General features: G+C 73.8%; 18 protein-coding genes and 1 tRNA gene. 10 read left to right on the top strand and 9 right to left on the bottom strand.

Annotated elements, in window-relative coordinates; translation table 11 throughout:
* The first annotated feature begins 6 nt into the window (after nucleotides 1–6).
* Complete coding sequence (gene dhaM, locus IF01_RS0121445) at nucleotides 7–399, top strand: dihydroxyacetone kinase phosphoryl donor subunit DhaM (RefSeq protein ID WP_030395096.1); 393 nt, start codon at nucleotides 7–9, stop codon at nucleotides 397–399.
* A gap of 31 nt (nucleotides 400–430) precedes the next feature.
* Here the strand turns inward: dhaM and IF01_RS0121440 are convergent, their stop codons facing one another.
* A complete protein-coding gene (locus IF01_RS0121440) occupies nucleotides 431–2,146 on the bottom strand; it encodes a bifunctional 3'-5' exonuclease/DNA polymerase (protein WP_051755807.1) in 1,716 nt (571 codons plus the stop codon).
* Nucleotides 2,147–2,336: 190 nt separating this feature from the next.
* Here IF01_RS0121440 and IF01_RS0121435 point away from each other — a divergent pair, with 190 nt between their 5' ends.
* The gene (locus tag IF01_RS0121435) at nucleotides 2,337–4,361 is read left to right on the top strand and encodes a M3 family metallopeptidase (protein ID WP_078880163.1); all 2,025 of its coding nucleotides are present in this window, start codon (nucleotides 2,337–2,339) and stop codon (nucleotides 4,359–4,361) included.
* Nucleotides 4,362–4,434: 73 nt separating this feature from the next.
* Here IF01_RS0121435 and IF01_RS0121430 read toward each other — a convergent pair whose 3' ends face one another.
* Nucleotides 4,435–5,889 (bottom strand): cellulase family glycosylhydrolase, encoded by a 1,455-nt coding sequence (locus IF01_RS0121430; RefSeq protein WP_030395093.1) that lies wholly within the window; start codon nucleotides 5,887–5,889, stop codon nucleotides 4,435–4,437.
* Nucleotides 5,890–6,017: 128 nt separating this feature from the next.
* Entirely contained in the window at nucleotides 6,018–6,674 is a 657-nt protein-coding gene (locus IF01_RS0121425) for a TetR family transcriptional regulator (RefSeq protein ID WP_051741102.1), read from the bottom strand.
* Between the two features lie 135 nt (nucleotides 6,675–6,809).
* On the opposite strand from IF01_RS0121425, the gene IF01_RS0121420 reads away from it, so the two are divergent.
* Entirely contained in the window at nucleotides 6,810–8,027 is a 1,218-nt protein-coding gene (locus IF01_RS0121420) for an acyl-CoA dehydrogenase family protein (protein WP_030395091.1), read from the top strand.
* A 52-nt stretch (nucleotides 8,028–8,079) separates the two neighbouring features.
* Here IF01_RS0121420 and IF01_RS0121415 read toward each other — a convergent pair whose 3' ends face one another.
* The 3 genes from IF01_RS0121415 to IF01_RS0121405 form a co-directional block, all read right to left on the bottom strand.
* Nucleotides 8,080–8,682: a phosphatase PAP2 family protein gene (locus IF01_RS0121415; protein ID WP_030395090.1), complete on the bottom strand. Its 603-nt coding sequence runs from the start codon at nucleotides 8,680–8,682 to the stop codon at nucleotides 8,080–8,082.
* A 109-nt stretch (nucleotides 8,683–8,791) separates the two neighbouring features.
* On the bottom strand, nucleotides 8,792–9,604 hold the full coding sequence (locus IF01_RS0121410) for an enoyl-CoA hydratase/isomerase family protein (RefSeq protein ID WP_078880162.1): 813 nt from the start codon (nucleotides 9,602–9,604) through the stop codon (nucleotides 8,792–8,794).
* 71 nt (nucleotides 9,605–9,675) lie between these two features.
* Nucleotides 9,676–10,380, bottom strand: coding sequence for a TetR/AcrR family transcriptional regulator (locus IF01_RS0121405; RefSeq protein WP_078880161.1), 705 nt, complete (start codon nucleotides 10,378–10,380; stop codon nucleotides 9,676–9,678).
* 247 nt (nucleotides 10,381–10,627) lie between these two features.
* On the opposite strand from IF01_RS0121405, the gene IF01_RS0121400 reads away from it, so the two are divergent.
* On the top strand, nucleotides 10,628–12,097 hold the full coding sequence (locus IF01_RS0121400) for an MFS transporter (protein WP_030395087.1): 1,470 nt from the start codon (nucleotides 10,628–10,630) through the stop codon (nucleotides 12,095–12,097).
* A gap of 96 nt (nucleotides 12,098–12,193) precedes the next feature.
* Here IF01_RS0121400 and IF01_RS0121395 read toward each other — a convergent pair whose 3' ends face one another.
* Nucleotides 12,194–12,754: a GNAT family N-acetyltransferase gene (locus IF01_RS0121395; RefSeq protein WP_030395086.1), complete on the bottom strand. Its 561-nt coding sequence runs from the start codon at nucleotides 12,752–12,754 to the stop codon at nucleotides 12,194–12,196.
* A gap of 77 nt (nucleotides 12,755–12,831) precedes the next feature.
* Between IF01_RS0121395 and IF01_RS0121390 the strand changes: the two genes are divergently transcribed.
* Nucleotides 12,832–13,446 carry a TetR/AcrR family transcriptional regulator gene (locus IF01_RS0121390; protein WP_030395085.1) on the top strand — a complete coding sequence of 205 codons (615 nt, stop codon included), beginning with the start codon at nucleotides 12,832–12,834 and terminating at the stop codon, nucleotides 13,444–13,446.
* Nucleotides 13,447–13,745: 299 nt separating this feature from the next.
* On the opposite strand, the gene IF01_RS0121385 is transcribed toward IF01_RS0121390, so the two are convergent.
* Nucleotides 13,746–13,821, bottom strand: a tRNA-Arg gene (locus IF01_RS0121385).
* Nucleotides 13,822–14,467: 646 nt separating this feature from the next.
* On the opposite strand from IF01_RS0121385, the gene IF01_RS42125 reads away from it, so the two are divergent.
* The 5 genes from IF01_RS42125 to IF01_RS0121360 all read left to right on the top strand — a co-directional run bounded on the left by IF01_RS42125 (nucleotide 14,468) and on the right by IF01_RS0121360 (nucleotide 20,128).
* Nucleotides 14,468–14,983 carry a single-stranded DNA-binding protein gene (locus IF01_RS42125; RefSeq protein WP_030395084.1) on the top strand — a complete coding sequence of 172 codons (516 nt, stop codon included), beginning with the start codon at nucleotides 14,468–14,470 and terminating at the stop codon, nucleotides 14,981–14,983.
* Between the two features lie 360 nt (nucleotides 14,984–15,343).
* Nucleotides 15,344–16,837 (top strand): Cys-Gln thioester bond-forming surface protein, encoded by a 1,494-nt coding sequence (locus IF01_RS0121375; RefSeq protein WP_051755805.1) that lies wholly within the window; start codon nucleotides 15,344–15,346, stop codon nucleotides 16,835–16,837.
* Nucleotides 16,838–17,129: 292 nt separating this feature from the next.
* The gene (gene ettA, locus IF01_RS0121370; RefSeq protein WP_078880160.1) at nucleotides 17,130–18,794 is read left to right on the top strand and encodes an energy-dependent translational throttle protein EttA; all 1,665 of its coding nucleotides are present in this window, start codon (nucleotides 17,130–17,132) and stop codon (nucleotides 18,792–18,794) included.
* A gap of 113 nt (nucleotides 18,795–18,907) precedes the next feature.
* The gene (locus IF01_RS0121365; protein WP_030395081.1) at nucleotides 18,908–19,348 is read left to right on the top strand and encodes an acyl-CoA thioesterase; all 441 of its coding nucleotides are present in this window, start codon (nucleotides 18,908–18,910) and stop codon (nucleotides 19,346–19,348) included.
* An 87-nt stretch (nucleotides 19,349–19,435) separates the two neighbouring features.
* Entirely contained in the window at nucleotides 19,436–20,128 is a 693-nt protein-coding gene (locus IF01_RS0121360; RefSeq protein WP_030395080.1) for a DUF8010 domain-containing protein, read from the top strand.
* A gap of 33 nt (nucleotides 20,129–20,161) precedes the next feature.
* On the opposite strand, the gene IF01_RS0121355 is transcribed toward IF01_RS0121360, so the two are convergent.
* Complete coding sequence (locus IF01_RS0121355; protein WP_030395079.1) at nucleotides 20,162–20,566, bottom strand: globin; 405 nt, start codon at nucleotides 20,564–20,566, stop codon at nucleotides 20,162–20,164.
* Between the last annotated feature and the right edge of the window lie 33 nt (nucleotides 20,567–20,599).

Below are 20,599 nucleotides of genomic sequence, written 5' to 3'. Positions count from 1 at the left end.
CGGGGCATGAGTGGACACGTGGGCATCGTCCTGGTCTCGCACAGCGCCACGCTGGCCGCGGGGTTGAGGGAACTGCTGGGGGAGCTCGCCTCGGCGGAGGTGCGGGTGGTGGTGGCCGCCGGGACCGAGGACGGCGGGCTCGGCAGCAGCTACGAGCTGATCGCCCGGGCCGTGGCGGCCGCGGACTCCGGGGCGGGCGCCGTGGTGCTGCCGGACCTCGGCAGCTCGGTGCTGACCGCGCTGACCGTGCTGGAGGACCAGCCCCGCCCGGGGGTCGTGCTGGTCGACGCGCCGTTCGTGGAGGGCGCGGTCGCCGCCGCGGTGACCGCCTCGACCGGGGCCGCGCTGGCCGAGGTGGTGGCCGCCGCCGAGGAGGCGCGCGGCTTCCGCAAGCTGTGAGCTGCAGCGTCGACGGCAGCGGCGGCTTCCGCTACTTGGCGTCGGCGTAGCACTCCACCACGGCGGTGCTCAGCGGGAAGCGGACCGGGGTCTCGCCGAAGACCAGCCGACGGGCCTCGTCCGCCGACGCGTCGACCGCCGCCGCCACCTCGTCCGCCAGATTGGCCGGGGTGTGCACCATCACCTCGTCGTGCTGGAAGAACACCAGGTGCGGGCGGTCCGCCGCCGAGGACACCGGCAGCTCGGCGAGCCGGCGGCGCAGCGCGGCCAGCAGCGCCAGCGCCCAGTCGGCGGCACTGGCCTGGATGACGAAGTTGCGGGTGAACCGGCCCCGGGAGCGGGCCCGGCGCCCGCCCTCCTCGCCGCCGGCCTCGCCCGCCTCGGTCAGGTCGAGGAAGTCGGCCGAGGCGGGCGGGCACGGACGGCCCAGCCGGGAGGCCACCACGCCGCCGTCCTCGCCGGTGCGGGCGGCCGCCTCGACGTAGCCCATCGCCGCCGGGTAGCGGCTGCGCAGGGTGGCCAGCAGCGGGCCGATGTCGCCGCTGGTCTGGCCGTACATGGCGCCGAGCAGGCCGAGCTTGGCCTTGTCGCGGTCGCCCTGGAAGGCGGAGGCGGCGAGCGCCTCGTACAGGTCGCCGCCGGCCGCGGTGCGGGCCAGCCCGGCGTCCTGTGAGAGCGCGGCGAGGACCCGCGGCTCCAGCTGGGCGGCGTCGGCGACGACCAGCAGCCGGCCCGGGTCGGCGACCACGGCCCGGCGCAGGATGCGCGGGATCTGCAGCGCGCCGCCGCCGCGGCTGGCCCAGCGGCCGGAGACCACGCCGCCGACCACGTACTCGGGGCGGAACCGGCCGTCGCGCACCCAGGCGTCCTGCCAGGCCCAGCCGTGCGCCACATGGAGCCGGGACAGCTCCTTGTAGCGGATCAGCAGCCGGGCCGCCGGGTGGTCGATCCGCTTCAGCTCCCAGGAGCGGGTGGAGCCGAGCTGGATGCCGGCCTCGGCGAAGGCGCGCAGCACCTGGGCGTGCGAGTCGGGGTTGAACACCCGGCCGCCGAGCGCCTCCCGCAGCTCGGCCGCGAGCTCGGCGAGCAGGCGCGGCTGCGCGCCGGCGACGGTCGGGCGGGGGCCGAGCAGCTCGGTGAGCAGCCGGTCGTGCACGTCCGTCCGCCAGGGCAGGCCGTCGTGGCCCATCTCGGCGGCGGCCAGCGCGCCCGCCGACTCGGCGGCCAGCAGCAGCCGGTACCGGCCCCGGGCCTCCTGGTCCTCGATCGCCGCCAGTCGGCGCTGCTGCTCGGCGTGGACGGCGACCACGGCCGCCAGCGGGTCGGTGCCGGGCGGCAGCTGGAGCCGGTCGGGGGCGAACAGCGTGTCCTGGCCGTCGTCGGCCTCCGCGGAGCCCGGCTCGGGCAGGTCGGCGGGCACCGGCAGGCCGCGCAGCCGGGCCCAGGCGGCGCCCAGCGACCGGGGGGCGCCGAACCGGCCCTCGTGGGCGAGCAGCAGCGCCTCGACCAGCCGCAGGTCGTGGCAGCGGGCGAGCCGGCCGGGCAGTCGGGGGAGCAGCGGGTCGTAACCGGAGTCGGCGGCGGCCCACACCCAGCGCGGGTGCTCGGCGGCCTCCCGCCCGGCGACGGCGGCGGCGAGGTCGGGCACGGGGACGGGCGGGCCGAGCGGGGCCCCGGCGTCGTCGAGCGGCTGGAGCCGGCCGCCGCGGCCGTGCGGGTCGGGGGCGAGGGCGATCCTGGGTGCCACGGGGCTCCTCCTCTCGAGCGGACGGGGACCGTCCGGGGGCGTACGGCCGGTCGTGCCGACGGTAGCGGGAGGGTACGACAACCGGGGCCGCGCCGTTCCGCGGCCGGGCCGGGGCGCGCCCGCGCCCCCGCGCGCCGGTGGCCGGGAGGAGGCGTAGGCAGCGCCGATGACACGGCGTAAGGTCGGCGGAATGACCGAGAACCCGTTCTTCGCGGCCAGCACCCTGGCCTACGAACTGCCGCCGTTCGCCGAGATCCGGCCGGCGCACTACCTGCCCGCCTTCGAGCGCGGGATGGCCGAGCAGCTGGCAGAGATCGCCGCGATCACCGCCGATCCGGCGCCGGCGACCGTCGAGAACACCCTGGTCGCGCTGGAGCGCTCGGGGGCACTGCTGCGCCGGGTCCGCGGGGTCTTCGACAACCACTCCTCCGCCGACACCACCCCCGAGGTGGACCGGATCGACGCGGAGATCAGCCCCCGGCTGGCCGCGCACCGGGACGCGATCCACCTGGACGCCGCGCTGTTCGCCCGGGTCGAGGAACTGCATTCCCGCCGCGCCGAGCTCGACCTGGACCCGGAGTCGCTGCGGCTGCTGGAGCGCCGGTACACCGCGTTCGTCCGGGCGGGGGCCCGGCTGGGTGCCGAGCAGCAGGCCCGGCTGCGCGAAATCAACGCCGAACTGGCGACCGCCGCCTCGGAGTTCCGCCAGAACGTGTCGGCCGACTCGCAGGCCCGGGCGCTGGTGCTGGACTCCGCCGAGCAGTTGGCCGGCCTCTCCCCGGACGCGATCGCGGCGGCCGCCGAGAACGGCCGCGCGCTCGGGCGCGAGGGCACCTACGTGCTCAGCCTGAAGAACTTCTCCAACCAGACCGAGCTCGCCTCGCTCACCGACCGCTCGGTGCGCGAGCGCCTGCTCACCGCCTCGCTCGGCCGGGCCGCCGGGACCAACGGCCCGCTGGCGATCCGGATGTCCGCCCTGCGCGCCGAGCGGGCCCGTCTGCTCGGTTACGACACCCACGCCGCGTACGTGGTGGCCGACGAGACGGCCGGCACCGTGGAGGCGGTGGACGCGCTGCTCGCCCGGCTGGTGCCGCCGGCCGTGGCCAACGCCCGCCGGGAGGCCGCCGAGCTGGCCAAGGTCGCCGCCGCCGACGGCGTCGAGGAGATCGCCGCGCACGACTGGGCGTACTACTCGGAGCAGGTCCGGCAGTCCTCGTACCAGGTGGACGCGGCGGCGCTGCGCCCGTACTTCGAGCTGGAGCGGGTGCTGCGGGACGGCGTCTTCTTCGCCGCGAACCTCGCCTACGGGGTGAGCTTCACCGAGCGCCCCGACCTGGTCGGCTACCACCCCGATGTGCGGGTCTTCGAGGTGTTCGACGCGGACGGCACCGCGCTCGGCCTGTTCCTCGGCGACTTCCACGCCCGGGCGTCCAAGCGCGGCGGTGCCTGGATGGACGAACTGGTCACCCAGTCGGAGCTGCTGGGCCGGCGGCCGGTGGTCTACAACAACCTGAACATCGCCAAGCCGGCGCCCGGTGAGCCGGTGCTGCTGTCCTGGGACGAGGTGCGCACGCTGTTCCACGAGTTCGGCCACGCGTTGCACGGGCTGTTCTCGGACGTGCGCTTCCCGTACTTCGCGGGCACCGCGGTGCCGCGGGACTTCGTGGAGTTCCCGTCGCAGGTGAACGAGATGTGGATGGTGTGGCCGGAGGTCCTGGCCAACTACGCGCGCCACCACGCCACGGGCGAGCCGCTGCCGGCCGAGCTGGTCGGGCGGATCGAGGCGGCGGAGTCCTTCGGGCAGGGCTTCCGGACCGTCGAGTACCTGGCGGCGGCGCTGCTGGACTGGGCCTGGCACACCCTGCCGGAGGGCCAGGAGGTGGCGGACGCCGAGGAGTTCGAGGCGGCGGCGCTGGCGAAGGCCGGGCTGGCGGTGGCGGCGGTCCCGCCGCGCTACCGGACCACGTACTTCGGGCACATCTTCGCCGGCGGGTACAGCGCGGGCTACTACGCGTACATCTGGTCGGAGGTCCTGGACGCCGACACGGTGGAGTGGTTCAAGGACGGCGGGCGGAGCGTGCGCGAGAGCGGCGAGGTGTTCCGGCGCGAGCTGCTGGCGCGCGGCGACAGCCGGGACGCGCTGGACTCCTTCCGCGCGGTGGTCGGGCGCGACCCGGAGACCGCCCCGCTGCTGGCCCGGCGCGGGCTGCTGTAGCAGGGGCGCCGGTCCGGTGGCGCGCTGCGCGCCGCCGGACCGGCGTGGATCCGGGTGGAGCGGCGGCCGGGGCTCAGCGGGCTTCGAGCACGACGGTGACCGGAGTGCCCGGGCGGGCGTGCGGGAGTCGGATCCGGGCGCGGCCGGCCCGCTCGCCGCTCGGCTGCTCGACCTCGACCAGGGCCCCGGACGGCTGCGCCGTGACGCGTACGCCGGTGGGGAACGCGGCGGCGGGCAGGGCGAGTTCGGTGCTCCGGCCGGTGCCGTCGGCGTTCCAGCGAACGGTGTGCCGGGCGCCGTCCGAGGCGGTGCGGGCGCTCGTGCCGGCGGTCGCGACCGGGTACGGGTCGAAGGCCGGCTCCTCGCCCGGGGCGGGCCGGCCGGCCGGGTCGAGCGCGCAGTAGCCGCCGTTGCCCCGGCACCAGTACCAGAGCGTCCAGCCGCCCGCGAAGCCGTCCATCGCCTCGACCTGGCGGCGGACCAGCTGGGTGTTGCCGGGGGTGCGGGAGTTCGGCGGGCCCCACTCGCCGACCAGGACCGGCAGGCGGCGGGCGTTCGGGTACGCGGTGATAGCGGCGGTGTAGCGCTCGACGAAGCCGCCGGCCGGGTCCCAGTCGGCACCGGACTCGACGGCGGTGTCGTAGAAGTGCGGCGCGTAGCCGAGCCGGGGCGCGCCCGGGCGGGGGTCGGCGAAGCCGGGCAGCCGGGTGGGCACGCCCTGGCCGACCAGGACGGTCGGTTCGACGAACAGCCAGGCGCGGGTGTCGGCCCGGCGCACGGCGGTGATCAGCCGCCGGTACATGGCGGCCAGCCGGCCCTGTTCCAGTTCGGCGGCGGCGCGGGCGAGCACCTCCGGGTCGGCCGGGTCGCCGTCCACCGGGCCGAACGGCTCGTTGAACAGGTCGTAGCCCAGCAGTGAGCGGTGGCCGCGCAGTTCGCGGGCCAGCCGGGTGTAGAAGTCGGCCTGCCAGGTGCGCAGGTCGGGGTCGTCGTAGAGGTGCCGGAAGGCGGCCTGGACGCCGGGCTGGAAGTAGCCGGCGAACCAGTCGTCGGGGTCGGGCTCGAACGGCAGGCCGTCGTCGCGGGTGGCCCAGGGCGGGATGCCGCGGTCCCCGCCGCCGAAGTACGGGCCGTAGACGTCCTGGTGGAGGTCGACCAGGACGAGCAGGCCGGAGCGGTCGGCGGCGTCCAGGAGCCGGTGCAGCCGCCGCAGTTCGGCCGGGTCGAGGCGGCCCCGGGTCGGCTCCAGCCTGGTCCAGGAGACCGGCAGGCGGACCAGGGTGAAGCCCTGGGCGGCGATCGACCCGAGGTCCTGCTCGGTGGCCTCGGCGTACTTGTCCAGGTTGAAGCCGCGCAGCTGGAGCCGGCGGCCGGCGGCGTCGGTGAGGTCGGTGCGGCCGTCCGGGGCGGTGGCGGTCCCGGTGGGGAACGCCGGTGCGCGGGAGGGGGAGTGGGCCCGGGCCGGGGCGGCGGGCAGGGCGAGGGCGGCGGCGATCAGGAGGGCAACGGCGGTGCGGGGCGGGCGCATCGGGACCTCCGGGGTGGGCGGGGGTGGGGCCCGATGATGCCCGCCGGGCCCGCGCCGCACAAGGGAGCGGTGCGGACCCGTAGCGGAACGCGGCCGCCGGTACAGCCTGTTGGCGTCAGGTCAGCCGGTCAGCCGGTGGGGCGGTCCGGGAACTCGGCCGCCGGGGCCGGGGTCGGCGCCGGTCCGGCGGGCAGGGCCGCGGTCGGCAGGTCGGCGGCGGCGGCGAGCCGCCCCCAGAGCAGGTCGGCGAGCGCCTGCACCATCCGGGTGCGCGAGCAGGGCCGGGACTCCAGCCACCAGTCGCCGGCCGCCAGCACCATGCCGGTGATCGCCCGTCCCCAGACCTCGGCGAGCAGTTCGCGGTCGGCGCCGAGGTCGACCTGCCCGGCGACGGCCCGGGTGATCTCCTCGGCGATCTGCCGGAGGGCCGGGGCGAGCGCGTTGCCCGCGCCGCTGGGGTCGCCGGGTTCGGGGTGGGTGAGCAGCCGGTAGACCTGGGGGCGGGACTCGATCCCGGCCAGGTAGGTGTCGAGGACGTGCTCGACCCGGTCGCGGCGTTCCAGCGGTTCGGCCAGCGCGGCCCGGACGGCGGCCAGCAGTCCGCCGGTGTGGCGCTCGGTCAGGGCCCGGATCAGGCCGTTCCGGTCGCCGAAGTGCCGGTAGAGGATCGGCTTGGTGATGCCGGCCTCGGCGGCGATGGCGTTCATGCTCGCGGCCGGGCCCTCGCGCTGGACGACCCGGTCGGCGGCGTTGAGCAGCTGCTCGCGGCGGGGCTCTGGGTCCATGCGCTGTTCCTTCGCTTCCGGGCCGGGTGTTGCTGCACCGGCGTTGACACCGGTTACCAAGCAGTAGCAGACTCCGACGATGTTACCGGTGGTAACACCCTGGTCGGTCGCACCTTTCGTCGGAGGCACCCACTCATGAGCACCTTCTCGCTGGACCCGGGTCCGGACCAGATCGCCGTCCGCGACTGGCTGCACGGCTTCGCCGCCGACGTGGTGCGGCCCGCCGCCGCCGAGTGGGACGAGCGCGAGGAGACTCCCTGGCCGATCATCCAGGAGGCCGCCAAGCTCGGCATCTACTCGCTGGACTTCTACGCCCAGCAGTACTTCGACCCCTCCGGCGTCGGCATCCCGATCGCCATGGAGGAGCTGTTCTGGGGCGACGCGGGCATCGGCCTGGCCATCGTCGGCACCACCCTCGCCGCCGTCGCCGTCCTCGCCAACGGCACGGACGAGCAGATCGGCACCTGGGCGCCGCAGATGTTCGGCACCCCGGACGACGTCAAGGTGGCGGCGTTCTGCTCCTCCGAGCCCGACGCCGGCTCCGACGTCTCCGCGCTGCGCACCCGCGCCGTGTACGAGGAGGCCACCGACGAGTGGGTGCTGAACGGCACCAAGACCTGGGCCACCAACGGCGGGATCGCCGCCGTCCACGTGGTGGTGGCCACCGTCGACCCGGCGCTCGGCGCACGCGGGCAGGCGTCCTTCGTGGTGCCGCCGGGGACGCCGGGGCTGAGCCAGGGCCAGAAGTTCAAGAAGCACGGCATCCGGGCCTCGCACACCGCCGAGGTGGTGCTCGACTCCGTCCGGCTGCCCGGGCACTGCCTGCTCGGCGGCAAGGAGAAGCTGGACGAGCGCCTCGCCCGGGCCCGCGAGGGCGTGCGCAAGTCCGGGCGGAACGCCGCCATGGCCACCTTCGAGGCCTCCCGGCCGGCCGTCGGCGCGCAGGCGATCGGGATCGCCCGGGCCGCCTACGAGGTGGCGCTGGACTACGCGAAGACCCGGGTGCAGTTCGGCCGCCCGATCATCGACAACCAGGGCGTCGCCTTCCAGCTGGCCGACATGAAGACCCGGATCGACGCGGCCAGGCTGCTGGTCTGGCGGGCGTCCTGGATGGCCGCCACCAACCAGCCGTTCACCTCGGCCGAGGGCTCGATGTCCAAGCTCTACGCGGGCGAGACCGCCAAGTGGGTCACCGCGCAGGCGATGCAGATCCTCGGCGGCAACGGCTTCACCCGGGAGTACCCGGTCGAGCGGATGCACCGGGACAGCGCGATCTACTCGATCTTCGAGGGCACCAGCGAGATCCAGCGGCTGGTGATCGCCCGGGCCGTCTCGGGGCTGCCGATCCGCTGACCGTCGGCGGCCGGGCTGCCGGTCCGCTGACGGCCGGCGGCCGGGCCGGGGGTCAGCGGGCGGCCCAGAAGGTGAGCCCGGCCGACAGGGCGCCCACCACGGTGCCGACGACCGTCTGCGCGGTGGTGTGGTCCCGCAGCACCACCCGGGACCAGCCGATCGCCGCGACCAGCGGGTACAGCAGCAGCCACCAGGGCGAGAGCGCGACGGCCATGCAGACCGTCGCGCCGCTCGCCACGGCGGTGTGCACGGAGACCTTCCACCAGACGGTGATCACCAGGATCGGGACCAGCGAGGCGAGCATCGCCACCACCGTCGCGGTCAGGTCGCGCGGGGCGTCGGCGGCGAGCATCACCACGAGGCCGGTCGCGACCGAGGCCATGATCAGCGGGAAGAGCGTCAGCCGCCGCTGCCGGTGGCCGACGTGGCGGTCGCCGACGGTGCCCCTGCGCATGCCGTAGTGGATGAACAGGGTCGGGACCACGGCGGTGAACACGGCCGCGAACGCCGCCCAGGCGAGGCCGGTCCAGCCGTAGCGGAGGCCGCCGAGCAGGAGCAGCATCGCGACGATGACGTTCTTCGGCTCCAGGCCGTCGGTGATCCGGCGGGCCCGGGCCGTCGCGGGCGGCGTGTCGGTGGTCGTCGCGGCGGTCATCGCGGTGGCGCTCCAGGCGGGTTCGGCTGCGGATCGGTCGCATGATCGTATCCGCCGGACCGGTCCCGTTCCGGCCCGTTCCTGTCCCGGCACCCGCCGATCGGGCCGGTCAGAACCGGGGCGGGCGGCGTTCGAGGAAGGCGGCGAGGCCCTCGCGGACGTCCGGGGCCTCGCGGGAGCGGCGCTCCCAGGGCGCCAGGGCCTCGGCCGCCCGCTCCGGCGGCACCGCCAGCGCGGCCTTGACCGCGCCGATGGTCTGCGGCGAGCGGGTGGTCAGCACCCTGGCGAACTCCAGTGCCACCGCGTCCAGTTCGGCGGCCGGCAGGACACGCTCGGCCAGCCCGAGCGCGGCCGCCTCCGGCGCGGACAGCAACTCGCCCGAGAACAGCAGGTACTTGGCGCGGGCCGGGCCCACCAGCCGGGCCAGCCGCAGGGTGGGCACCGCCGGGTAGACCACGCCCAGCTTGGCCGGGGTGATGCCGAGCCGGGCGTCCTCGGCGACGAAGCGCAGGTCGCAGGCGACCGCCAGCTGGCAGCCGCCGCCGACGCAGGCGCCGTGCACCACGGCGAGGGTCGGGTGCGGGAACGCCGCCAGCGCCTCCTCGGCGGCGACGTTGACCGCGTGGTAGGCGTCGGCGCGGTCCGGATCGCCGTAGACCGCGGCCAGTTCGTCGATGTCGGCGCCGGCGCTGAAGGTGCCGCCCGCGCCGGTGACCAGCAGCGCGCGCACGCCCGGCTCCTCGGCCAGCCGCTTGAGCACCTGCGGCAGGGCCTGCCAGATCGCCAGCGTGACGGCGTTGCGCCGGTGCGGGCGGTCGAACTCCAGCACCGCGACGCCGTCCTCGCCGACGTGGGCGTTGAGGCCCTCGGTCTCGGTGGGCAGCGGGGCGCGGTCGCGCGTCAGCAGCGGCCGGGTGGCCATGGGCACCTCCGGGAGGGTGTGGGTGCGGCCACTCTCCCAGAGTCCGGTCCCCCGGAGTCCGGCGGCGTGGCTCAGGACCGGGTGGCGCCGTAGCCGCCGAGCCCCTGCCCGGCCAGGGCGAAGGCCCGGTCGGCGGCGGCCAGGGCCTCGGGCAGGACGTCCGCCGCCCGGTCGCCGGCCATCATCCGGCGCTGGTTCTCCTCCGTCAGGGTCAGCCGGGTGCCGAGCAGCTGGGCGGCGGCGACCCGGGCGGTCAGCGGGTCGTGCTCCGGGTCCCGGGCGAGCAGTTCGGCGGTGAGCGCCGCCCGGGCGCCCGCGTCGAAACCCGCGTACGCCCGCAGCGCCAGCACCGGGGTGCGGTGGATCAGCCGGACCACGTCGGTCACCTCGGGCTGGTCGCTCAGGCCGGTCGCCGGGTCGAACGCGGCGAGCGCGGCGACGTAGTGGGTGTGCAGGGCGGCGACCGCCGGGACGTCCGGGGCCGCCTCGCGCACCACCCGGGCGGGCTCGTCGATGTGCTGCTCCATCGGCCCGAGGACGAGGTCCTCCTTGGTCGCGAAGTAGTTGAAGACGGTCATCTTGGACACCTCGGCGGCGGCGGCGATCTCGGCCACCGAGACCTCGTCGAAGCCGCGTTCGGCGAACAGGGCGATGGCGGTCCGCCAGATCCGGATCGCGGTCTGCCGCTTCTTGCGCTCCCGCAGGCCCAGTCCGGCCTCGCCGGCCCCGCTCCCGTCGGCCCCGGTTCCGTCGGTCCCGATCGCGATTCTCGTCATGGAATGACTGTACCAGGATCAAAGATGTACCGGGCTGAAGAATTGACCGAGTCAAAAAAGACTGCCATGGTGGTGCCGCGCCGCCGGGCCGAACCGGTTCGGCGCAGGGCGTCCCGACGCCCGAACTCCGCGATCCCAGGGGGGACTTCCGATGGCCGTGACGACACCGCCGATCGCTCCGGCGACCGAACCGCCGACCGCACCGGTGCCGACCGCTCCCGGGCCGACCGCGCCCGCGGCGGCGCTGATGACCGAACCCCGGCGCAAGCTGGGCATGCTGCTCTGCCTGGTCACGATCGTGCTGGCGGTGCTCGACATGAACATCGTGTCGGCGGCCACCGTGCCGATCGTCCGCGACCTCGACCCGGTCCACGGCGTCGACCGACTGCCCTGGCTGGTCAGCGCCTTCGCCCTGGCCGCCACCGCGCTGCTGCCGCTCTACGGCAAGCTCTGCGACGTCTTCGGGGCGAAGCGGGTGCTGATCGGCGCGGTCGGCACCTTCCTGGTCGGCTCGGCGCTCTGCGGGACGGCCGGCTCGATGGAGCAGCTCATCGCCTTCCGGGCGGTCCAGGGCATCGGCGGGGGCGGGCTGATGAGCGTGACCATGGTGGTGATGGCCCAGCTGAAGGACCCGGACGAGGACGGGGGCGGCGGGGGCGGCATGGGCGGGATCGTCGCCGGCGGCGGCATGGCCGTCGGCCCGCTGATCGGCGGGCTGCTCGCGGACCACCTGAGCTGGCGCTGGATCTTCTACGTCAACCTGCCGATCGGCCTGGCCGTCCTGGCCGGGGCCGTGCTGCTGCTGCGGCTGCCCGCCGGGACCGGTCGGCGCGGGCTGGACTTCCTCGGCGCGACCCTGGCCGCGGCCTTCGCCACCGGCCTGCTGCTGATCACCGAGTGGGGCGGCCGGACCTACGGCTGGACCTCCCCGCAACTGCTCGGCCTGGCCGCGGCCACCGTGCTGGCGTTCGTGCTCTTCCTCCGCCGCCAGGCGACCGCACCCGACCCCGTGCTGCCGCTCTCGCTGTTCCGGATCCCCGAGATCCGGATCGGGTTCGCGCTGCAGGGCCTGGTCGGCATGGGGATGATGGGCGCGATCATGTACGTGATGCTCTACCTCCAGGTCGCCCGGGGCGTCGCCGCGACCTCGGCCGGCCTCTACCTGATCCCGATGGCGGTCGGGATGACCGCGATCGGCCTGGTGGTCAACCGGCTGGAGGCCCGGGGGGTGTCGGTCCGCGCCGTGCTGGCCTCGGGTGCCCTCTGCTCCGCCGCCGCGCTGCTGCTGCTCGGGCTGAGCGGGCCGGGGACGTCGCTGTGGCTGGTCCGGGCCGAACTGCTGCTGCTCGGCGCGGGGCTGGGCCAGCTGATCGGACACCTGATCTCGGTGGTCCAGCGCGCCGCCCCGGCGCACCAGCTGGGGGTGGCCACCACCGGCGTCCGGTTCTTCCAGACCCTGGGCAGCGCGCTGGGGGCGGCCGTCTTCGGCACCGTGCTGGCCCGGGCGTTCACCGCGAACGAGCCCGGTGTGCCGCTGGGCGCGGTCGGCCGGCTGACCGGCGCGGCCCGGGAGCACGCGGTGGCGGGCTTCGTGGACGCGGTGGACACGGTCTTCCTCTCGGCGGCCGGCGTGATGGCGCTGGTCCTGCTGCTGGCGCTGCGGCTGCGGCCGGCGGCGGCGGAGCACGGGGAGCGGGAGCAGGTCCGGGCCGTCTGAGCGCGGACGCGCGGCGCGGGGTCCGGTGGAGTCGCCCACCGGGCCCCGCGCCGTGTTTCCGCCGTTGCGGGCCCGGTTCGGCCGCCGGGTACCGGTTCAGGCGGTGGGGGTGCCCTGGGGCTTCCACTCGTGGGTGAGCAGGGACCAGACCTCGCCGTCCTGGTGGACTCCGGCGTGCAGGTAGCTCTCGCGCAGCACGCCCTCCAGGGTGAAGCCCATCCGCTGGGCGACCGCCCGGCTGCGGAGGTTGTCCGGCCGGTTGTGCCACTCGATCCGGTGCATGCCGCGGACGGTGAAGGCGTAGTCGATCAGGTGCCGGACGGCGGAGCTCACCAGGCCCCGGCCCTGGGCGGCGGGCTCGGTCCAGACCCCGATCTCGCAGGTGCCGCCCTTGGCGTCGAACCGGACGAACATCACGCCGCCGACCAGCGTGCCGTCCAGCCAGATCCCGTACAGCCGGGCGGTGTCGGCGGCCTGCCGGTCGGCGTAGTTCTGGAGGACGGTGCGGGCCGAGTCGAGGTCGGTGGCCAGACCGGCCCAGTTGATCCAGGCGTCGATGTGGGCGCGGCCGCGCTCGATGTGCTCCAGGTACTCGGGTGCCTGCCACGGCTCCAGCGGGCGGAGCTCGGCGTTCTCGGAGAGGGGGACGGCGAACATGGGCGTGCCTTTCGCAACGGGGGTCGGTCGGATCGGTCCGTCATGCGTAACAAACGTTTGGTACGTAAGATAACCCCATGACGCCCGCCCGTGGAGATCACGAAGCCCGCCGGACCGAAGTCTCCGAGGCGGTGTGGCGGGTGCTGTCCACCCGGGGTTTCGAGGCGCTCACGCTCCGTGCGGTGGCCGCCGAGATGGGGGCCACCACGGGGCTGCTGACGCACTACTTCCCCAGCAAGAAGGCACTGCTCGCGCATGCGCTGGAGCTGCTGGACCGGCGCTCGCAGGAGCGGCCGCGGCGGTTGGTGCCGGCGGACGGGGGGCCGCCGCCGCCGGCGGGGCTGGCCCGGCTGCGGGCGGCGCTGCTGGACATCCTGCCGCTGGACGGGCCGGGACGGGCGGGCAACCGGATCTGGGTCGGTTCCTGGGACGTGGCGCTGGCCGATCCGGAGCTGGCGGAGGCGCACGCGGCACGGTACGCGCGCTCGCGGCGGGTGCTGGCGGAGTGCGTGGCGGACGCGCAGCGGCTGGGGGAGCTCCCGGCCGGGCCCGCGGCGGACGGGCTCGCGGCGGGTGCGCTGAGCTTCGTGCTGGGGCTGGTGGTGCAGGCATTGTTCGCGCCGGGGGAGTTCCCGGCGGAGCGGCAGGTGGAACTGCTGGACGCCTATCTGGCGGGACTGGCCGCGGTCTGACGGCGGACCGCCGGAGGCGGGTCCCCGGCGTCGGTGCGGCCGGATCCCCGGGGCCGTGCCTGCGGATCTTCGGGGCCGGTGGCGGCGGGTGTTCGGTGCCGGCGCCGGCCGCTGTTCGGCGCGGGTGTTTACGGCACCGGAATTCCCCGGCGGGGACTTTTCGGAGAGTGCATGACACGCATGGTCACGGGTTATGCGCGCTGGGTGCCGAAGGGCGGTCGGTCGCTCGGCGGGGCGTCCGCAATTGACCGGTACGGGTAATACGCGAACTGCCCGGCGGGACGGCGTCGCGAGGTGTGTGGCGCCCCCAGCAGGATTCGAACCTGCGACCTACCGCTTAGAAGGCGGGTGCTCTATCCGCTGAGCTATGGGGGCGGGACGGGCGGCGCCCGGGAGGGCGTGACCGTTGCCGGGATCGGGCGGTGGGCGCGCGGCGCCCGCTGTCCGTCCCCGTACCTGAGGATGGGGTGTGGGGGGTGGCGGGTCCCTGCCCTGTCAGGGGACAGGATAAGGGTGCCCCGTTCCTCGGCCGGGTGTTACGACACCGCCGTTGGTGTGTCGGCCTAGGTGGAGCGGTCCGATAATCGCAGGTGAACGCCGTGCGTGCAGCGGTCTGGCGGTCTTCGGCGCCGGACGTTGTGCACTCGTTACGGGGCTGTCTGCCCACCCGTTATGGATTCGGCACGGAGAAAGCGCCGCGGCCGGGGGCGGCATCGACGCGGGTGGGGGGCCGTATTCGGGTTCCTTCGGTCGGATGACGTGCGCGGACGGTCGGCACGGCCACCCCTGGGGGTGTCCGGGGCCGGGTGTCGGCCTCCGGTTTGTTGTCATGGCCCCGCAGAGCGATGGTGCGGCGGTCGTACAAAGGCTGAAATTCACCCCTGCGGGCGACAGCGGTTTTCCACAGGCCCGATTTGTCCACAGGATTTCCGAACTCTGCTGCGCGGATTTCCCGAGAAGCGCACTCTCCGGGTGTGCCGGTCGATTCCGTACGGTGCAACAAGGAGAACGGAGTGTGGCTGTGAACGGTACGCAGGTGACGGTGATCGGGAATGTCGCCACGGAGGTGACGTACGCCCTGACCCCCGGCGGGGTGCCGGTGGCGAACTTCCGGCTGGCCTCGACCGAGCGGCGCTTCGACCGGGCGCGGGAGGCCTGGGTCGACGGCGAGACGCAGTGGCTGACGGTGACGGCGTGGCGGTCGCTGGCGGGGCATCTGATCGACTCGCTGGTGAAGGGCGACCCGGTGGTGGTGAGCGGGCGACTGAGGGTGCGTGAGTGGGCCGAGGGGGAGGCGAAGCGCAGCCGGGTCGAGATCGACGCCCGGTCGGTCGGGCACGATCTGAGTCGCGGTACGGCCAGGTTCAGTTGGGCGCCCGGGGGTCGGGGCGGGGTGCCGGAGGAGGCGGGCGGCGCCGCCGGGGCGGGCTTCGGCGAGGCGGTGCCCGGGTGGATCGTGGACGCCCTGCGGGGGCGGCGGGCGGTGGAGGGCGGCGACGGGCCGGCGTCCGAGGGGGAAAGCGGGGGTGACGCCTAGCGGCCCGCCGGGTGTCCGACGGGTCGTCGGACTGTCGACAAATACGTGAATCGAGACGGTCGTTGCGCCCGTACGCGCAATCCTGTTCCGGTTAGCGGAATGATCCGGTAATTCTGGCTACCCGTCAGCTTGTGTGGATAGTGGGAGGGTTGATAACGATCCAGATACGGAATCGTCCTAATTTCGCATGGGGGTTTCCGGACCTCCGGGGCTCCATAGGATTCGTCTGGTTCACATCGTGAAGCGGCGCCACAGGGGGCGCGGCAAGCAAGGCGGGCTGCCCACCGGCATGGCCCGGCCCGAAGGGATCCCAAGATGTTCCAGAGGCAGGGGCGGGCGCTTCCCCGCATAACCACTGTCATGCTCGCGACCAGCACCGCGCTGGCCGGGGGCCTGTTCGCGGCCGGTGCGGCGGCTGCGGCCGACGAGCCGGGCGGCGGTGTCACGGCGGTGGTCCAGCCGACCTTGATGAGCGAGGAGATCGCCATCGAGGGGAGCCACTCGATCCAGGGCGGGCTGTTCACCCTCAAGACGGCCGACGGCGAGATCAAGACGTACTGCATCGACATCGACCACCCGGTCGACATCACCAAGGCCATCGAGTACCGCGAGTCGGACTGGAAGTCCAGCTCGCTCGGCCGCCCGGAGAAGGCCCAGGACGCCTCCAAGATCCGCTGGATCCTGGAGAACTCCTACCCGCAGGTGACGGACCTCAAGAAGCTGGCCGCCGACGCCGGCGTCAAGGGCGAGCTCACCAAGGAGGACGCCGCCGCCGGCACCCAGGCCGCGATCTGGAAGTTCTCCGACGGCAAGAACGCCGTTCCGGTGGACGCCGAGGCCAAGCAACTGCGCGACTACCTGGTCAGCGAGAAGAACAAGGGCATCGCCGCCGAGCCCAAGCCCTCGCTGAGCCTCACCCCGGACTCGGTGTCGGGCAAGCCGGGCACCAAGCTCGGCCCGTTCACGCTCAACTCCAGCGCCAACGAGGTCAAGCTGGCGCTCGCCGGCGACGCCGCCGACAAGGTCAAGCTGGTCGACAAGGACAACAAGCCGGTCTCCGACCTGGCCGGTCCGATCGCCAAGGACACCCAGCTGTGGCTGGACGTCCCGGCCGGCACCCCGGACGGCACCGCGAGCATCAACGCCAACGCGGAGACGGTCGTGCCCAGCGGCCGCGTCTTCCTCAGCAAGGGCTACACCCCGGAGAAGCACAGCCAGACCATGATCCTGGCGGGCTCCACCAAGCTCGCCGTCAAGGACGCCGCCAAGGCGACCTGGAAGGCCGCCAAGGGCCCGCTGGTCGACAGCACCGCCGTGGTCGAGTGCGTCTCCAACGGTGTCAAGGTCTCCGTCGCCAACGGCGGCGACGAGGCCGCCACCGTCTCGGTGAAGCCGGGCAAGGACATCACCGTCCAGCCGGGCAAGATCGAGACCGTGATCGTCCCGGTCGTCGAGGACACGGCCTACGACATCACCGTCACCGGCCCGAACGGCTTCAGCAAGAACTTCAAGGGCATCCTGGACTGCAAGAACACCAGCGTGACCACGCCGACCCCGACCCCGACCCCGTCGGCCACCACCCCGAGCACCAAGCCGTCGACCCCGGCGCCGACCACCGCGGCCCCGACCACCACGGCTCCGGTGACCCCGAGCGCGACCCCGTCCGCCTCGGCCACCACCACGGCCGCCCACCCGGCGCCGACCAGCACCGCCCCCGGCACCACCGGCGGTCTGGCCCAGACCGGTGGTAGCGACGCCACCCCGGTCATCGCCGCCGTCGCCGGCGGTCTGGTCGTGGCCGGCGGTGCCGCGGTCTTCCTGCTGCGCCGTCGCCGCCAGGGCAACGCCGCCTGAGGCACCGGCCCGAGGCCGATCCGGTAGGACCGGGGCACTGACCCGGGAGTACCGGGCGCCGAACCGCCCGTAACGGCCCGGCTCCCCGCACCACGTGTGCGGGGAGCGGGGCCGTTGCGCGTCCGGACGGCGTCGCGGCGAACCGCGGTGCACCGCGGCGCGGCACCGGGCGGGGGCGGACCGCGTCGGCCGGGCGCCCAGTGGGGAGCAGCCGTTCGGGGCTCCCGTTCCGGTGCGGCACAATGGAAGGCTGCAAGCCGAATAACTCCCGACGACGCCGGAGCGATCTCACGTGGCGGAATACATCTACACGATGCGCAAGGTGCGCAAGGCGCACGGCGACAAGGTCATCCTTGACGACGTGACGCTCAGCTTCCTTCCCGGGGCGAAGATCGGCGTCGTGGGCCCCAACGGTGCCGGTAAGTCCACCGTGCTGAAGATGATGGCCGGCCTGGAGCACCCCTCCAACGGCGACGCCTTCCTCTCGCCCGGTTTCACCGTCGGCATGCTGCTCCAGGAGCCGCCGCTCGACGAGTCCAAGACCGTCCTGGAGAACGTCGAGGACGGCGTCAAGGAGATCAAGGGGAAGCTCAACCGCTTCAACGAGATCGCCGAGCTGATGGCGACCGACTATTCGGACGCCCTGCTGGACGAGATGGGCAAGCTCCAGGAGGACCTCGACCACGCCGAGGCCTGGGACCTGGACGCCCAGCTGGAGCAGGCCATGGACGCCCTGGGCTGCCCGCCCGGCGACTGGCCGGTCACCAAGCTCTCCGGTGGCGAGAAGCGCCGCGTGGCGCTCTGCAAGCTGCTGCTGGAGGCCCCCGACCTGCTGCTGCTCGACGAGCCCACCAACCACCTGGACGCCGAGTCGGTGAACTGGCTGGAGCAGCACCTGGAGAAGTACAAGGGCACCGTCGTCGCCGTCACCCACGACCGGTACTTCCTGGACAACGTCGCCGAGTGGATCCTCGAGCTCGACCGCGGCCGCGCCTACCCGTACGAGGGCAACTACTCCACGTACCTGGAGACCAAGCAGTCCCGGCTCAAGGTCGAGGGCCAGAAGGACGCCAAGCGCGCCAAGCGGCTCAAGGAAGAGCTGGAGTGGGTCCGCTCCAACGCCAAGGGCCGCCAGGCCAAGTCCAAGGCGCGTCTGGCCCGCTACGAGGAGATGGCGGCCGAGGCCGACAAGATGCGGAAGCTGGACTTCGAGGAGATCCAGATCCCGCCGGGCCCGCGTCTGGGCAGCGTCGTCATCGAGGTCGAGAACCTCAACAAGGCCTTCGGCGAGAAGGTCCTGATCGACGACCTCAGCTTCACCCTGCCGCGCAACGGCATCGTCGGCATCATCGGCCCGAACGGCGCCGGCAAGACCACCCTGTTCAAGATGCTCCTGGACCTGGAGACCCCGGACAGCGGCACGGTCAAGGTCGGCGACACGGTCAAGATCAGCTACGTCGACCAGTCGCGCGCCAACATCGACGCGAAGAAGACCCTCTGGGAGGTCGTGTCCGACGGTCTGGACTGGATCAACGTCGGCCAGGTCGAGATGCCGTCCCGCGCCTACGTCTCGGCGTTCGGCTTCAAGGGCCCGGACCAGCAGAAGCCGGCCGGCGTGCTCTCCGGCGGTGAGCGCAACCGCCTGAACCTCGCGCTCACCCTGAAGCAGGGCGGCAACCTGCTGCTCCTCGACGAGCCCACCAACGACCTCGACGTCGAGACCCTCTCCTCGCTGGAGAACGCGCTGCTGGAGTTCCCCGGCTGCGCCGTGGTCATCTCGCACGACCGCTGGTTCCTGGACCGAGTGGCCACCCACATCCTCGCCTACGAGGGCGAGAGCAAGTGGTTCTGGTTCGAGGGCAACTTCGACTCGTACGAGAAGAACAAGGTCGAGCGGCTGGGCTCGGACGCGGCGCGTCCGCACCGGGCCACCTACAAGAAGCTGACCCGCGGCTGACAGCCAGCCATGACGACGGCCCGGCAGATCCGCCCCACCGGGGGCGGGCCTGCCGGGCCGCGGCCCGACCGGCACCGAACGCCGACGGGCACCGGACGTCGAGGAGAACACCCGTGTCACGCCACATCTACGCCTGCCCGCTCCGCTGGTCCGACATGGACGCCTTCGGGCACGTCAACAACGTGGTCTTCCTGCGCTATCTGGAGGAGGCCCGGATCGACTTCATGTTCACCCAGGCCGCCGAGGCCGGCGCCGGCGAGTTCGCGGGCGGTTCGGTGGTGGCGCGCCACGAGATCGACTACAAGCGCCCGTTGGTGCACCGGCCCGAGCCGGTCACGATCGAGACCTGGGTGACCCGGATCGGCGGCGCCTCGCTGACGGTCTCCTACGAGATCAAGGACACCGCCGACGACGGCGCCGAGACGGTCTACGTCCGCGCCTCGACCGTGGTCGTCCCCTACGACCTGGCGGAGGGCCGGCCGCGCCGGATAAGCCCGGTGGAGCGGGAGTTCCTGTCGCGGTTCATGGACGAGGAGCCGGCCGTCGCGGTCTGACCGCACCCGGCCGACCGCACCCGCCCGTACCTGCCCCCGCCGACCGACCGTTCCGCCCGCCCGATGCCCCGGATGTGAGCCGCAGCGTTGAACAGCACCGTCACCCTCGCCGACGCCGGGGAGGCCGCCGACCTGGCCGCCTTCCTGGTCCGACTGCTGCGCTTCGACCGGGCGGCGGCGGTCCGGTCGCAGGGCGTGCCGCAACCGGACGGCAGCGGTGTGCTGGCCGTCTTCGGGCGGCTGCCGCTGGGTGGTTCGGGTGTGCTGGCGGTGCGCACCGCCCGGCTGGCCGGGCTCGACGGGCCGGTCGACCTGACCGTCTCGGCCGGGCAGCTGCTGGACGGCGTCGACACCGAGGGGAACACCCTCGCCCTGCCCGGACCGGTCACCGGCCCGGCCTGGGCCGGCCTGCTGCCGCCGCGCACCGGCTGGCGGCCGGTCGGCGAGCCGCCCGCCGCCCAGGTGTACGGCGAAGTGATGGCCGCCGTGCGGGAGTTCCGCGAGCGCAGTGAGGCCGTCCCGGAGCACCACCGGACCCGGCCGGTGCTCGACGCGCTGGCCGACGAGATCTGGTCCCGCCCGCTCACCGCGCTGCCCGAACTGCCGCTGCGCGCCGCGCACGCGGCCCGGGTGATCGGCTTCCTGGACCCGGTGGCCCCGCTCACCGTGCACCGGGCGGGCGGCTGGCTGCGGCTCTCCGCCCCGGCGGGTTCGGTGGCCCTGCGCACCGCGGCGGCGCCCGGCGCGGGCCTGGGGCTCAGCCCGGTCCGGCCCGCGTAGTCACTGCGGGCCCGCGCGGGTCCGAGGTCCTCGTCAGCCCTCGGTGTTGATCATCGAGGCGGCGGCGTAGGTGAGGTAGTCCCAGAGCTGCTGCTCGGCCTCCGCCGGCAGGGCCAGCTCGTCCACGGCCACCCGCATGTGCTTCAGCCAGGCGTCGTGCGCCGCGCGGTCCACCTTGAACGGCACGTGCCGCATCCGCAGCCGGGGGTGGCCGCGCTCCTCGCTGTACGTGCGCGGGCCGCCCCAGTACTGCATGAGGAAGAGCGTGAACCGCTCCTCGGCCGGACCGAGGTCCTCCTCGGGGTACATCGGCCGGAGCAACTCGTCCTCCGCGACGCCCTGGTAGAACCGGTGGACCAGCCGCCGGAAGGTCGGTTCGCCACCGACCTGCTCGAAGAAGGTCTCCTCGCTGGGCGCGCCACGCCGGATCTCGTTCACCCGACCATGGTCGCAGACGGCGGCGGGGCCGTA

This window comes from Kitasatospora purpeofusca, assembly GCF_000718025.1.
Taxonomy (GTDB): domain Bacteria; phylum Actinomycetota; class Actinomycetes; order Streptomycetales; family Streptomycetaceae; genus Kitasatospora; species Kitasatospora purpeofusca.
This window is presented reverse-complemented; position numbering and strand designations above follow the sequence as displayed.

Bases quoted from the DNA above. Each gene is read 5' to 3' on its own strand.
- IF01_RS0121405 (WP_078880161.1), bottom strand. From the start codon at position 10,380: ATGACGAGAATCGCGATCGGGACCGACGGAACCGGGGCCGACGGGAGC.
- IF01_RS0121425 (WP_051741102.1), bottom strand. From the start codon at position 6,674: ATGGACCCAGAGCCCCGCCGCGAGCAGCTGCTCAACGCCGCCGACCGG.
- dhaM (WP_030395096.1), top strand. From the start codon at position 7: ATGAGTGGACACGTGGGCATCGTCCTGGTCTCGCACAGCGCCACGCTG.
- IF01_RS0121420 (WP_030395091.1), top strand. From the start codon at position 6,810: ATGAGCACCTTCTCGCTGGACCCGGGTCCGGACCAGATCGCCGTCCGC.
- IF01_RS0121435 (WP_078880163.1), top strand. From the start codon at position 2,337: ATGACCGAGAACCCGTTCTTCGCGGCCAGCACCCTGGCCTACGAACTG.
- IF01_RS0121410 (WP_078880162.1), bottom strand. From the start codon at position 9,604: ATGGCCACCCGGCCGCTGCTGACGCGCGACCGCGCCCCGCTGCCCACC.
- IF01_RS0121375 (WP_051755805.1), top strand. From the start codon at position 15,344: ATGCTCGCGACCAGCACCGCGCTGGCCGGGGGCCTGTTCGCGGCCGGT.
- IF01_RS0121390 (WP_030395085.1), top strand. From the start codon at position 12,832: ATGACGCCCGCCCGTGGAGATCACGAAGCCCGCCGGACCGAAGTCTCC.
- IF01_RS0121395 (WP_030395086.1), bottom strand. From the start codon at position 12,754: ATGTTCGCCGTCCCCCTCTCCGAGAACGCCGAGCTCCGCCCGCTGGAG.
- IF01_RS0121415 (WP_030395090.1), bottom strand. From the start codon at position 8,682: ATGACCGCCGCGACGACCACCGACACGCCGCCCGCGACGGCCCGGGCC.
- IF01_RS0121430 (WP_030395093.1), bottom strand. From the start codon at position 5,889: ATGCGCCCGCCCCGCACCGCCGTTGCCCTCCTGATCGCCGCCGCCCTC.
- IF01_RS0121400 (WP_030395087.1), top strand. From the start codon at position 10,628: ATGACCGAACCCCGGCGCAAGCTGGGCATGCTGCTCTGCCTGGTCACG.